Here is a 13,440-nt window from a genome sequence, read left to right as displayed (position 1 = left end):
GAAGGGTGACGGCGTCACTTGGCGTTGAAGTAGTTCGCCTCCGGGTGGTGCACCACGATCGCGTCAGTGGCCTGCTCCGGCACCAGCTGGAACTCCTCGGACAACTGCACCCCGATCCGCTCCGCGCCCAGCAGCTCCACGATCTTCGCCCGGTCCTCCAGGTCCGGACAGGCCGGGTAGCCGAACGCGTACCGGCAGCCCCGGTAGTCGGTGCGCAGCAGACCGGCGAGGTCCGCCGGATCGTTGTCGGCCACGGTGCCGCCGCCGGGCAGCACCAGCTCGGCGCGGATCCGCCGGTGCCAGTACTCCGCGAGGGCCTCGGTGAGCTGCACCGACAGGCCGTGCACCTCCAGGTAGTCGCGGTACTCGTTGCCGGCGAACATCTTCGCCGTGTATTCGCTGATCGGCTGCCCGACGGTGACCAGTTGCAACGCCACTACGTCGAGCTGGTCGCCCTTGGGCCGGAAGAAGTCGGCCAGGCACAGCCGCCGCTCCTGCCGCTGCCGGGGGAAGGAGAACCGGGCCCGCTCGCTGTGCCCGTTCTCGTCCAGCACCACCAGGTCGTTGCCCTCGGAGTACGCGGGGAAGTAGCCGTACACCACGGCCGCCTCCAGCACCTGGTCGGAGATCAGGCGGTCCAGCCAGTACCGCAGCCGGGGCCGGCCCTCGGTCTCGACCAGTTCCTCGTACGACGGGCCCTTGCCGCCACGGGCGCCGCGCAGCCCCCACTGGCCCAGGAACGTGGCCCGCTCGTCGAGCAGGGCCGCGTAGTCGGCCAGCGGCACGCCCTTGACGACGCGGGTGCCGAAGAACGGCGGCTTCGGCACGGCCACGTCCGCCGCCACGTCGGAGCGGACCGACGCGTCGTCCAGTTCGGGCAACGCCTCGCGGACCTGCGCCCGCTGCCGCTCGCGGCGCTCCCGGCGGGCCGCCAGCGCCGCCTCGCGCTCCGGGTCGACCACCGGCGCGCCGCCGCGCTTGGCCGTCATCACGCGGTCCATCAGGGACAGCCCTTCGAACGCGTCGCGGGCGTAGTGCACCTGGCCCGGATAGATCGACCGCAGGTCGTCCTCGACGTACGCGCGGGTCAGCGCCGCGCCGCCGAGCAGCACCGGCCAGCGCTCTGCCACGCCCCGGGAGGCCATCTCGGCCAGGTTCTCCTTCATGATCACGGTGCTCTTGACCAGCAGGCCGGACATGCCGATCGCGTCGGCCCGGTGCTCCTCGGCCGCGTCGAGGATCGCGTTGATCGGCTGCTTGATGCCGATGTTCACCACGTCGTAGCCGTTGTTGGACAGGATGATGTCGACCAGGTTCTTGCCGATGTCGTGCACGTCGCCCTTGACGGTGGCGAGCACGATCCGGCCCTTGCCGTCGTCGTCGGTCTTCTCCATGTGCGGCTCCAGGTAGGCCACCGCGGTCTTCATCACCTCGGCGGACTGGAGCACGAACGGCAACTGCATCTGGCCCGAGCCGAACAGCTCACCGACCACCTTCATGCCGTCCAGCAGCAGGTCGTTGATGATGGACAGCGGGGTACGCCCCTGCGCCATCGCAGTGTCCAGGTCGGCCTCCAGGCCGTTGCGCTCGCCGTCGATGATCCGCCGCTTGAGCCGCTCGTCCAGCGGCAGCGCGGCCAGTTCCTCGGCCCGGGTGGCGCGCGCCGACGCCGCGTCCACGCCCTCGAATGCCTCGATGAACCGCTGCACCGGGTCGTAGCCCTCGCGGCGGCGGTCGTAGACCAGGTCGAGCGCCACCTCACGCTGCTCGTCCGGGATCCGCGACATCGGCAGGATCTTGCTGGCGTGCACGATCGCCGAGGTCAGCCCGGCCTGGGCGCACTCGTGCAGGAACACCGAGTTGAGCACCTGCCGGGCCGCCGGGTTGAGGCCGAACGAGACGTTGGAGATGCCTGCGGTGAAGTTGACGCCCGGGTAGCGCGCCGCGATCTCCCGGATCGCCTCGATCGTCTCGATGCCGTCGCGGCGGGTCTCCTCCTGCCCGGTGGCGATCGGGAACGTCAGCGCGTCGATGAGGATGTCCTCCCGGCGCATCCCCCACCGGCCGGTCAGGTCGTCGATCAGCCGGGAGGCCACCCGTACCTTCCACTCGCGGGTGCGGGCCTGGCCCTCCTCGTCGATGAGCAGCGCCACGACGGCGGCGCCGTGCTCCCTGACCACCGGCATGATCCGCGCGTAGCGGGACTCGGGGCCGTCGCCGTCCTCGAAGTTGACCGAGTTGACCACGCACCGGCCGCCGAGCATCTCCAGCCCGGCCTCGATCACCGCCGGCTCGGTGGAGTCCAGCACGATCGGCAGCGTCGAGGCGGTGGCGAAGCGGCCGGCCAGCTCCCGCATGTCCTGCGTGCCGTCGCGGCCCACGTAGTCGACGCAGAGGTCGAGCAGGTGCGAGCCGTCCCGGGCCTGGCTGCGGGCGACCTCCACGCAGGCCTGCCAGTCCCCGGCGAGCATCGACTCGCGGAACGCCTTCGAGCCGTTGGCGTTGGTCCGCTCCCCCACCATCAGGATGCTGGCGTCCTGGGCGAACGGCACGTGGTGGTAGATCGAGGAGACCCCGGCCTCCGGCTTCGGCTCCCGCGCCACCGGCGCCCGCCCGCCCAGCCGCTCCACCAGCACCCGGATGTGCTCCGGAGTGGTGCCGCAGCAGCCGCCGATCAGCGCCACGCCGTAGTCGGTGACGAACTGCTCCAGCGCGTCGGCCAGCTCGTCCGGGCTGAGCGGGAAGTACGCCCCGTCGGCGGTCAGCACCGGCAGGCCCGCGTTCGGCATCACCGAGATCGGGATACGCGAGTGCTGCGCCAGGTAGCGCAGGTGCTCGCCCATCTCCGCCGGGCCGGTGGAGCAGTTCAGCCCGATCAGGTCGACGCCGAGCGGCTCGACGGCGGTCAGCGCGGCGCCGATCTCGCTGCCCAGCAGCATGGTGCCGGTGGTCTCCACGGCCACCTGACAGATGATCGGCACGTCCCGGCCCGCCTCGGCGCGGGCCCGCTTCGACCCGACCACCGCCGCCTTGACCTGGAGCAGGTCCTGGCAGGTCTCGATGATCAGCCCGTCCGCCCCACCGGCGATCAGGCCGGCGGCGTTCTCCTGGTACGCGTCCCGCAGCGAGGCGTAGCTCGCGTGACCGAGCGTGGGCAGCTTGGTGCCCGGGCCCATCGAGCCGAGCACGAACCGGGGGTGCTCCGGCGTCGCGTACGCGTCGGCGGCCTCCCGTGCGATCCGCGCGCCCGCCTCGGACAGCTCCCGGATGCGGCCGGGGGTGCCGTACTCGGCGAGGTTGGGCAGGTTCGCCCCGAACGTGTTGGTCTCCACGCAGTCCGCGCCCGCGGCCAGGTAGGCGTCGTGCACGCCGCGGACCACGTCCGGCCGGGTCACGTTGAGGATCTCGTTGCAGCCTTCGAGGCCGTCGAAGTCGTCAAGGGTGAGGTCGGCCGCCTGGAGCATCGTCCCCATCGCGCCGTCCGCGATCAGGATCCGATCCGCCAGGAGGTCACGCAACGAAATAGGCACATGGCCCAGGTTAGTGCGCCCGAGTACGGCAGACTCACCCGAACCGGGCCTTCCCACATACTGCCCGACGGACCGCGTACGCCTTTGCGCCGGTTCGCCCGGGTGGTCGGGCTCGGCGACCGGCGCGGCCGACGGGCCCGCTCCGGCGGCGGCACGTAGGCTGGCGGACGTGAAGGACAACAGGGGTGCGACAGTGCGACGAGGCGACGCCGCGCCCGACGAGCAGGGTGAGGTGACGGCGTGACCGAGTTCGACGGGCTGCCGGTACTGCGCTCGCCGGTCGCCATCGCGGCCTTCGAGGGCTGGAACGACGCCGCCGACGCCTCCACCGCCGCCGTGGAACACCTGGAGCAGGTCTGGCAGGCCCGGCAGGTGACCGAGCTGGACCCGGAGGACTTCTACGACTTCCAGGTGAGCCGTCCGACGATCACCATGGCCGACGGCGAGACCCGGCGCGTCGAGTGGCCCACCACCCGCTTCATGGTGGCCAGCCCGGAGGGCACCGAGCGGGACGTGGTGCTGATCCGCGGCATCGAGCCGAGCATGCGCTGGCGTACCTTCTGCGAGCAGGTGCTGGAGATCTGCCACAGCCTGGAGGTCGAGCGGGTGGTGCTGCTCGGCGCGTTGCTCGCCGACGTGCCGTACACCCGGCCGCTGCCGATCAGCGGCAGCGCGTCGGACGCCGACGCGGCCAAGCGCTACCAGCTCACCCCCACCCGCTACGACGGGCCGACCGGCATCGTCGGCGTGCTGCACGACGCCTGCACCCGCGCCGAGGTCGACGCCGTGTCGTTCTGGGTGCACGTGCCGCACTACGCCAACAACCCGCCCTGCCCGAAGGCCACCCTCGCGCTGCTGCACCGCGTCGAGGATGTGCTCGACCTGCCGGTGCCGATGGCCGACCTGGCCGAGGAGGCAGCCGAGTGGGAGCAGCGGGTCCGCAGCGCCGCCGAGCAGGACGCCGAGCTCGGCGAGTACGTGCGTGAGCTGGAGGAACGGGTCGGCGACGCCGGCATCACCCCGTTGACCGGGGACGAGATCGCCCAGGAGTTCGAGAAGTACCTGCGCCGCCGCGGCGGTTCCGCCGGACCGACAGCGGGTTCCTGGTAGCCCTGTTCCGCCGAAGCCGGGTCCCCTGGTCGGGGCCCGGTTTCTTCGTGTCCGGGGTGGCGACGTCACAGCCTCTAGGGCATCCTAGGAACCTAGCTGTTCTGAGGAGGCCCGGATGCAGATCAACCCCGGCGCGGCCGAGTTCCCGCACCGGCAGATCGCCGCACAGCTCAAGGCCCAGGTGCGCCGCGGCGACTGGGGTCCCGGCGAGCGGCTGCCGTCCATCCCGGCCATCGCCGAGATGTTCGGCGTCGCGAAGCAGACCGTCCAGCGCGCCGTCGACCAGCTACGGGTCGAGGGCATCCTGATCACCAAACCCGGCTCCGGTACGTACGTCCGGGGCACCCGGCGCCGCCTCAACCGCCTGTCCCGGGGCCGGTACGGCGGCTTCCGCGGCTACCACACCGACCTGGCCGCCCGGTACCGCCAGCAGCTCGTCTCGGTCGGCCGCTCCCCCGCCCCGGCGGAGGTGGCCGACGCGTTCGGCGTCGCCGACGGCACCGAACTGCTCTGCCGGCGACACCTGGTACGCACCGACGACTCCCCGGTCGAGGTCGGCGCGTCGTGGTTCCTGCCCGCCGACACCGCCGGCACCTCGCTGGAGCGCGCCGAGGCGTTCGGCCGCCCCCTCTACCAGGAGGCCGAGGAGGTCACCGGCCGGCGGTACGTCACCGCCACCGACACGATCAGCGCGCGCCAGCCCAGCCGGGAGGAGGCGGAGATCCTCCAGATCCGCCCGGACACGCCGGTGCTGCACCTGCTGCACGTGGCCTACGACGAGCGGCGCAAGCCGATCGAGGTCGCGCAGGCCACCTGGCCCGGCCCGATGACCACGCTCACCGAGGAGTACAAGATCCCCGCTCCGTCCCCCGACCAGGACCCCGACCCCGGCCTGGTCCTGGGCTGACCGCCCGCGCCCCGCGCCCCGCGCCCCGCGCCCCGCGCCCCGCGCCCCGCGCCCCGCGCCCCGCGCCCCGCGCCCCGCGCCCCGCGCCCCGCGCCCCGGCGATCATGCGCACGCCCCGGTGATCTTGCACTTCGCGCCCCGGCAGATGGGGCATTTACGACGCCCCAGGGGCCACAAGTGCAAGATCGCCGAGGCGCACCGGCAGGACCGGCGCCGCACGCACACAGGCTCCCGGAAGGGCCACGCCCGGGCGGAACTCCCGGGTCGGGGCACACGGGCGCAGCTCCCGGAATGGCCACGCCGGGGCGGAGTTCTCGGGCCGGGCCATGCCGGGGTGGAACACCATGGGTGTCAAACCGCCCCCGACACACCCATCACGTTCCACCCACCCGTCGGGTGACGCGATCTTGCGGCTTCGCCCCCGCAAATCGGGGCGAAACGGCGAGAACGCGGGCCGCAAGTGCAAGATCGGCGAGGCGAGCCAAGGCGAGGGGCGGGAGGGAGCGGGAGAGGGCGGCACGGGGCACGAGAGGGCGGCTCGGGGATGGGCGAGCGAGCAGGCGCGGCACGGGGCAAGAGGGGCGGCTCGGGGACGAGCAAAGGGCAGGGCGCGCGGCACGGAGCCAGAGGCGGCTCGGGGACGGGCGCGGCAGGGCGCGACGAAGGTGCGAGGGCACGCCGGGGTGGCGCGGGACGGGCGACCGGGCAGAAGGCGGAACGGCTACAGGGCGATGCCGAGGAGGGCGTCGACCGTGTCGGTGAACAGCGCCGGGGCCTCCGGGTCGTCCGAGGCGCCGTTCAGGGCTCCGTCGGCCCAGCGGTCAGCCGCCGCCAGAGCGCCCGGCGTGTCCAGGTCGTCGGCCAGGCGCTCGCGTACCTCGGCCAGCAACGCCGCACCCGACGGCCCGGCCGGCGCGGCGGCGGCCCGCCGCCAGCGGTCCAGCCGCTCGTGCGCCTCGGTGAGCAGCTCGTCGGTCCAGGAGCGGTCGGTGCGGTAGTGGCCGCTCATCAGGGCCAGCCGCACCGCCATCGGGTCGACCTTGTCGGCCCGCAGCCGGGACACGAAGACCAGGTTGCCCTGGGACTTCGACATCTTCTCGCCGTCCAGGCCGATCATGCCGGCGTGTACGTAGTGGTCGGCGAACGGCGCCTCGCCGGTGAGCCGCTCGGCGTGCGCGGCGGAGCACTCGTGGTGCGGGAAGATCAGGTCGTTGCCGCCGCCCTGCACGTCGATCCGGTCGCCGAGCAGGTTCAGCGCGATGACTGTGCACTCGATGTGCCAGCCGGGACGGCCCGCGCCGAGTTCGCCGCCGGGCCAGGACGGCTCGCCCTCGCGGACGCCGCGCCACAGCAGCGGGTCGAGCGGGTCGCGCTTTCCGGCGCGCTCCGGGTCGCCGCCGCGCTCGGCGAACAACTCCAGCATCTGCTCGCGGGACAGGTTCGACTCGTATCCGAAGCGCGGGGCGGCGGAGACGTCGAAGTAGACGTCGCCGGTGCCGTCGTCGAGCCGGTACGCCGCGCCGTCCTTGAGCAGCACCAGCACCTTCTCGGCAATCTCCGGGATCGACTCGACAGCGCCGACGTAGTGCGCCGGCGGGATCATCCGCAGCGACTCCATGTCCTCGCGGAACAGCGCGGTCTCGCGCATGGCCAGGACCTTCCAGTCCTCGCCGTCGCGCTCGGCGCGTTCCAGCAGCGGGTCGTCGATGTCGGTGACGTTCTGCACGTAGCGCACGTCGAGGCCGGCGTCGCGCCACATCCGCTGCACCAGGTCGAACGCGATCATGGTGGCGGCGTGCCCGAGGTGTGTGGCGTCGTACGGGGTGATGCCGCAGACGTACATCGAGGCCGCGCCCTTGGGCCGGCTGGGGTGGGCGCCCTGCCGCGCCGAGTCGTACAACCTCAGCGGCACGCCCGCGCCGGGCAGCCGTGGCACCTCGTGTCCCGCCCAAGACTCCATGACCGCCAGCCTAACGATCCGTCAGACGCTCGGGTGCCGCCCTACGGGTGATCAACGCGACAGCGGCTCACATCGGTGGCCAGGGCATCGCCGGCCACTCCTCGGGGGGCAGCGGAAACCGGCCGGTCTCGCGCAGCCGCCGCACCCGGGCCGCCAGCGCCGCGGTCTCGCCGATCGTCAGGTGCTCGGCCAGTTCGTCGCCGAGCGGGCCGCGAAGCTGACCGGCCAGGCCGTCGAGCATCTCCACCGCGTCCGGTGGCAGCTCGCGGCCGGACCAGCCCCACAGCACCGTACGCAGCTTCTCCTCGACGTGGAAGCTCACGCCGTGGTCGACGCCGTAGATCCGGTCGTCCGGGCCGACGAGCACGTGCCCGCCCTTGCGGTCGGCGTTGTTGATGACCGCGTCGAGCACGACGAGCCGGGCCAGGCGGGGGTCGTCGGCGTGGGCCAGCGCGTACGCCGCGCCGTCGTCGTCGCGGGCCGCGGCCACCGGGAACCAGCGCGGCGGGACCTCCCGCGCCGGCACGAACCCGACGAGCGGCTCGGCGTCGTCCGGCTCGTCGATCCAGAGCTGACAGGAGCCGGGACCGAACGGGCCGTCGCGCAGCACCGTCGGCGGCACCAGGTCCCAGCCGGTGGCGCGGGACACCAGGTAGGCGGCCACCTCCCGGCCGGCGAGCGTGCCGTCCGGGAAGTCCCACAGCGGGCGCTCGCCGCGTACCGGCTTGTAGACACAGTGGGCGGTGACGTCGCCGAGCGCGACGACGCCGCGCAGAGTGGCGTTGGAGGCGTCGACCAGCCGCCCCTCCAGGGTCAGCTCACCGTCGGCGAGCAGCCGCAGCGCCTCGGCGCCGTCCTGTCGGGGCTGCAGTTCCGACGACGTCACCGGTGATAGCCGTTGTTCCGGGGGCAGAGGTGACCGGCCGGGTCCAGCGGCTGCCCGCACAGCGGGCAGGGGGGACGGCCGGCGTTGACGACGCGCTTGGCCCGCTCGATGAACTCGCGGGTCGCTTCCGGGGTCAGCCGCACCCGGAGCCGGTCGAGGTCGTCGTCCGGCTCCTCCGGTTCCTCGTCGGCGTCGTCGTCCGCGCCGCCCAGCTCGACCTCGACCTCCGCCTCACCCACGGCGATCGCCTCGATCACCACTGTCGCGGTGTCCACGTCGAAGGCCAGGCCCAGCGTGCCGACGCGGAACTCCTCGTCCACCGGGGTGTCGAGCGGCTCGTTGTCGCCGCCCGTCGTCGGCGCGGCCTCCGGCAGCTGCACGCCGAAGCGGCGCTGCGCCTCGGCGAGCAGCTCTTCGAGCTTCTCGGCGAGCAACGACACCTGGACCTTCTCCAGCGACACGCTGACCAGCCGGCCGCCGCCGCGCGCCTGGAGGAAGAACGTACGCTCCCCCGGCGGGCCGACCGTACCGGCGACGAACCGCTCGGGCGGCTCGAAGGCGTGCACCTGGTGCGTCATACCCACGACCCTATCCGGCGCGTGGAAGTGCCGCGCAGCCCACCGACGCCGAATCCGCCCAGAGCGAACGCGCCGTGACGGGCCGGCTATCCGGCCGCGCCCGCGCCCCCGCCGACCGCCGCGTCCGACTCGGCCGGCCGTGCCGCGCGCCGGCGCCGCTTACGCGGCGGCGGGACCAGCGCCGACAGATCGCCGCCGGTGTCGTTGAGGCGGACCAGGAACGGCCGCAACGGGGTGTAGCGGATCGCCGTCACCGACGCCGGGTCGGCCACGATCCGCTGGAAAAGATCAAGGTGTACGCCGAGCGCGTCCGCCACGATCGCCTTGATCACGTCGCCGTGGCTGCACGCCAGCCAGACCGCCTCCGGCCCGTGCTCGGCGGACACCCGCGCGTCCCACGCCCGTACCGCGGCCACCGCGCGCGCGGACATCGCCGCCATCGACTCCCCCTGCGGGAACGCGGCGGCGCTCGGGTGCTGCTGGACCACCGGCCACAGCGGCTCCTTCGCCAGCTTCTTCAGCGACTGTCCCTCCCAGTCGCCGTACCCGCACTCGATCAGCCCTTCGTCGACCACCGGCTCGGCGTCCGGCAGCGCCAGTTCCAGGGTCTGCCGGCAGCGGATCAGCGGGCTGGTCACCACCGCCGCGAGCGGCAGCCCGGCGAGCCGTGCGCCCACCGCCGTCGCCTGCGCCCGGCCGGTGTCGTCCAGCTCGACCGGCTGCCGCCCGGCCAGGCCGCCGTCGGCGTTCGCGGTGGTCCGGCCGTGTCGCAGAAGCAGAAGGGTCGCCACGCTGACCACCCTAGGCGGTACGCCCCGAAGGTGATCGTCCCGCCACGACCCCCGCCTTCCCCCGCCCGCCCTGCTCTGCTCCGCCTTGCCCCACCCTGCCCCGTCGATCATGAAGTTGACCGGGACATAACGGGCAGCAGAACCCGCCAACCTCATGGTCAACGGCGCCGCACGGCGCCCGCGATCGAGATCTTGGTACGGAATCGCCCTCGTGGGGGTCGCTCCGTACCAAGATCTCCTCGCAGGTGGGGCACGCCGACCAGCCCGCCGTCTGCTGTCCGCAGGTTTGCATCGATCATGACATTGACGGCGACAAACCGGACACCGGATGCCGTTAACGTCATGATCGACGGTCGGGCCGGCGACAGGGGTGGAGTGGGAAGCGGCGGGCGGTCCGGGTGGCTCGGGGAGGTGAGGCGTGCGGGTTTGCTGAGGTGCCCGGTCGCCAGTCTTCGGCGCTCTCTGAGCGTGGCTTGCGGCCCGCGCGGGAGATCTTGGAAGCTATGCGCCCGCATAAGGGCCGTTTCCTTCCAAGTTCTCCTGAAAGGCGGGGGCAGGCGTCGGCCGTTGATCATGGGTTGGCGGTGAGAGCCGGACGTCAGGTGCCGTCAACTTCATCATCGACGGCAACAAGGGCGACCTGGGCCCGGGCTGGCCTGGAGTCGAGCTGGGGCGGGCGGTCCGGGGTCGGTGTCCGGGAGTGGGCTGGGGTGTCGGGTTTCGGGGTGGTCGGGGACACCCTGGTGGCGGAATCGTGGGCGGGGCCGGGGCGTTATACCTGGTGAACGACCGCAGCAGCATTCCCCGCACCCCCGCGGGGCCGATGGCGGGCCCCGGAATGAACGCGGGGCGGCGGTCGTTGCACATGCCTCCGGCCCCCGCACCACGAGCAGCGAGCCGGAAATCCCCGAAGACTTTCTTGAGCGCCTGACGGTGCCCGCGCATCCCATCCCCTGTGGGTGTGCGTCGACCCCCGAATGGAGCCCCCATGAACACGATTCTGCGCAAGAGCATCCTCGGTATCGCCGGTCTGACCGTTGCTGGTGGTCTGGCCGCCGGTCCGCTCAACCACACCGACAGCACCCCCACCGCGCGGGACGCCGCGGTCACCACGCAGACGGCCGGCAAGCTCGACACCGCCGCGCTGATCCCGCACGGCGTGCAGGGCAACCAGTCGCGCATCGAGTTGAACGACGAGCAGACCGCCAACGTCAAGGCGATCATCGCGGCCACCAAGAAGGCCGGCATGGACGAGCGCGCCGCCGTCGTGTCCATCGCCACGGCGTTGCAGGAGTCGAAGCTGGAGAACCTCGGCCACCTCGGTGACCGCAACGACCACGACTCGCAGGGCCTGTTCCAGCAGCGCCCCTCCAGCGGGTGGGGCACGGTCGAGCAGATCACCGACCCCGAGTACTCCACGACGGCGTTCCTGAAGGGTCTGAAGCAGGTCGACGGCTGGCAGGACATGCCGCTGACCAAGGCCGCCCAGACCGTGCAGGTCTCCGCCTACCCCGACCACTACGCCCAGTGGGAGCAGCAGGCCGCCGACCTCGTCGCCGAACACTGGAACAAGTAATACACAGCGAAAGGCCGGCACCCCGAGACGGGGTGCCGGCCTTTCGCGTGCCAGGGGCAGCGTCAGGTCGCGCTGAGCGTGCCCGTGGCCAGCAGGCAGATGACCAGACTGCCGAGCGCCACCCGGTACAGCACGAAGACGTACAGCGTGTGGTGTGCGACGTAGCGCAGCAGCCAGGCGATGGCGGCGTACCCGACGACGAACGCGATGAGCGTCGCCACCACCATCTGCGCGACGCTCGGCGCGGCGGTGCCGGGCGCGGACGGCTCGAAGACGTCCGGAAGGCTGAACACACCGGAGATCACCACGGCCGGGATGGCCAGCAGGAACGAGTAGCGGGCCGCGGTCTCCCGGGTCAGGTTGAGCAGCAGGCCCGCGGTCAACGTGCCGCCTGAGCGGGACACGCCGGGCACGAGCGCCGCGGCCTGGGCGAAGCCCATGATCACGCCGTCGCGCATCCGGAAGTTCTCCAGCGTACGGGTCTGGCGGCCCCAGTACTCGGCGAAGGCGAGCAGCACCGCGCCGAGGATCAGTGTGCAGGAGATCAGCCAGAGGTTCCGGCCGGCGGTGCGGATCTGGTCCTTGAAGATCAGTCCGAAGATGCCGATCGGGATGGTGCCGACGATGACGTACCAGCCCATGCGGTAGTCGAGGCTGGAGCGCACCGAGCGGTCGACCAGGCCCACGCACCAGGTCCGCACGATCCGCCAGATGTCCTTGGCGAAGTAGATCAGGACGGCGGCTTCGGTGCCGAGCTGGGTGACAGCGGTGAACGACGCGCCCGCGTCCCGGCCGAAGAAGATGGCCGAGGTGATCCGCAGGTGCCCCGACGAGGACACCGGGAGGAACTCGGTCAGTCCCTGGACGAGGCCCAGGACGATGGCTTCGAGCCAGGTCACTCGCCGACTCCGGACAGCTCCAGCGCCTCGGCTACGGTCCGCAGGGTCTGCACCCCGCTCTCCCGGTCGGCCACGAACAGCGACACCGACAGCGTGGTCACGCCGGCGGCGGCGTACTCCCGCATGCGCTCGGCGATGCGCTCCTTCGGGCCGAGCAGCGAGGTGCGGTCGATGAACTCCATGGGTACGGCGGCGGCCGCGTCGCGCTGCCGCTTGGCCAGGTAGAGGTCCTGGACCTCGCGGGCCGCGTCGCCGTAGCCCATCCGGGTGGCGAGCTGGTTGTAGAAGTTCTGCTTGCGGCTGCCCATGCCGCCGACGTACAGGGCGGCGTACCAGCGGACCAGCTCGGCGCAGGTGGCGATGTCGTCGCCGATCACGACCGGCACGGACGGCACCACGTCGAAGCCGTCCAGTTCCTTGCCGGCGGCGGCGCGGCCGGTCCGGACCGAGGCGAGGTGCTCCTCGGCGAACTCCGGGGAGTAGAAGACGGCCAGCCAGCCGTCGGCGATCTCGCCGGCCAGCTCCAGGTTCTTCGGGCCGACGGCGGCCAGGTAGATCGGGATGTGCTCGCGCGGCGGGTGGAAGCCCAGCCGCAGCGCCTTGCCCGGGCCGTCCGGCAGCGGCAGCGTGTAGTGCTCGCCGTCGTACGCGACCTCCTTGCGGGCCACCGCCAGCTTGACGATGTCGACGTACTCGCGGGTGCGGGCCAGCGGCTTGGCGAACCGGACGCCGTGCCAGCCCTCCGAGACCTGCGGGCCGGACACGCCCAGGCCGAGCCGGAACCGGCCGCCGGAGATCGCGTCGATGGTCGCCGCGGTCATCGCGGTCATGGCCGGCGAGCGGGCCGGGATCTGCATGACCGCCGACCCGACGTCGATCCGCTCCGTCTGCCCGGCGATCCAGGACAGGATGCTCGGCGAGTCCGAGCCGTACGCCTCTGCGGCCCACACGACCGAGTAGCCGAGCCGGTCCGCCTCCTGGGCCAATGCCAGGTGGTCGAACGGCGTGCTCCACGCCGTCTGGTATCCGAGGTTGAGCCCGAGTCGCACTGATCCTCCCGCCATCCGCACCACAGGTCGCATCAGGTTACGCAATGAGCGTGGCGCACTCGACGTCCGGCTCACCCGAACATGTCACACCGGTCTGATGTCGCGCGGGAACTTGACTGCGGCGAGGATATCCGTGACGCCGGGTTCGAAATAA

At 72.1% G+C, this 13,440-nt stretch carries 10 protein-coding genes; 3 read left to right on the top strand and 7 right to left on the bottom strand.

What is annotated here, in order from left to right:
• Nucleotides 1-14: 14 nt before the first annotated feature.
• Nucleotides 15-3,530: a methionine synthase gene (gene metH, locus FHU28_RS18245; RefSeq protein ID WP_184685756.1), complete on the bottom strand. Its 3,516-nt coding sequence runs from the start codon at nt 3,528-3,530 to the stop codon at nt 15-17.
• A gap of 240 nt (nt 3,531-3,770) precedes the next feature.
• On the opposite strand from metH, the gene FHU28_RS18240 reads away from it, so the two are divergent.
• Both FHU28_RS18240 and FHU28_RS18235 read left to right on the top strand, forming a co-directional pair.
• Nucleotides 3,771-4,640 carry a PAC2 family protein gene (locus FHU28_RS18240; RefSeq protein WP_184685755.1) on the top strand — a complete coding sequence of 290 codons (870 nt, stop codon included), beginning with the start codon at nt 3,771-3,773 and terminating at the stop codon, nt 4,638-4,640.
• Nucleotides 4,641-4,755: 115 nt separating this feature from the next.
• Nucleotides 4,756-5,547 carry a GntR family transcriptional regulator gene (locus FHU28_RS18235; protein WP_184685754.1) on the top strand — a complete coding sequence of 264 codons (792 nt, stop codon included), beginning with the start codon at nt 4,756-4,758 and terminating at the stop codon, nt 5,545-5,547.
• Nucleotides 5,548-6,268: 721 nt separating this feature from the next.
• On the opposite strand, the gene mshC is transcribed toward FHU28_RS18235, so the two are convergent.
• The 4 genes from mshC to FHU28_RS18215 form a co-directional block, all read right to left on the bottom strand.
• A complete protein-coding gene (gene mshC / locus FHU28_RS18230; protein WP_184685753.1) occupies nt 6,269-7,507 on the bottom strand; it encodes a cysteine--1-D-myo-inosityl 2-amino-2-deoxy-alpha-D-glucopyranoside ligase in 1,239 nt (412 codons plus the stop codon).
• 67 nt (nt 7,508-7,574) lie between these two features.
• Entirely contained in the window at nt 7,575-8,393 is an 819-nt protein-coding gene (locus FHU28_RS18225; protein WP_184685752.1) for an SCO1664 family protein, read from the bottom strand.
• Nucleotides 8,390-8,971 carry a DUF3090 domain-containing protein gene (locus FHU28_RS18220; RefSeq protein ID WP_116510679.1) on the bottom strand — a complete coding sequence of 194 codons (582 nt, stop codon included), beginning with the start codon at nt 8,969-8,971 and terminating at the stop codon, nt 8,390-8,392. Before FHU28_RS18220 ends, FHU28_RS18225 begins: the two co-directional genes overlap by 4 nt.
• 86 nt (nt 8,972-9,057) lie before the next feature.
• A complete protein-coding gene (locus FHU28_RS18215; protein WP_184685750.1) occupies nt 9,058-9,771 on the bottom strand; it encodes a histidine phosphatase family protein in 714 nt (237 codons plus the stop codon).
• Between the two features lie 979 nt (nt 9,772-10,750).
• Here FHU28_RS18215 and FHU28_RS18210 point away from each other — a divergent pair.
• Nucleotides 10,751-11,338 (top strand): hypothetical protein, encoded by a 588-nt coding sequence (locus tag FHU28_RS18210; protein ID WP_184685749.1) that lies wholly within the window; start codon nt 10,751-10,753, stop codon nt 11,336-11,338.
• 62 nt (nt 11,339-11,400) lie between these two features.
• Here the strand turns inward: FHU28_RS18210 and FHU28_RS18205 are convergent, their stop codons facing one another.
• Both FHU28_RS18205 and FHU28_RS18200 read right to left on the bottom strand, forming a co-directional pair.
• Entirely contained in the window at nt 11,401-12,237 is an 837-nt protein-coding gene (locus FHU28_RS18205) for an undecaprenyl-diphosphate phosphatase (RefSeq protein WP_184685747.1), read from the bottom strand.
• Nucleotides 12,234-13,286: an LLM class F420-dependent oxidoreductase gene (locus tag FHU28_RS18200; protein ID WP_184685745.1), complete on the bottom strand. Its 1,053-nt coding sequence runs from the start codon at nt 13,284-13,286 to the stop codon at nt 12,234-12,236. Before FHU28_RS18200 ends, FHU28_RS18205 begins: the two co-directional genes overlap by 4 nt.
• Nucleotides 13,287-13,440 lie beyond the last annotated feature (154 nt).

Source organism: Micromonospora echinospora (assembly GCF_014203425.1).
GTDB classification, from domain to species: Bacteria; Actinomycetota; Actinomycetes; order Mycobacteriales; family Micromonosporaceae; genus Micromonospora; species Micromonospora echinospora_A.
Note: the sequence above shows the minus strand (reverse complement) of the source record. Positions and strands in the feature narration are given on the sequence as shown.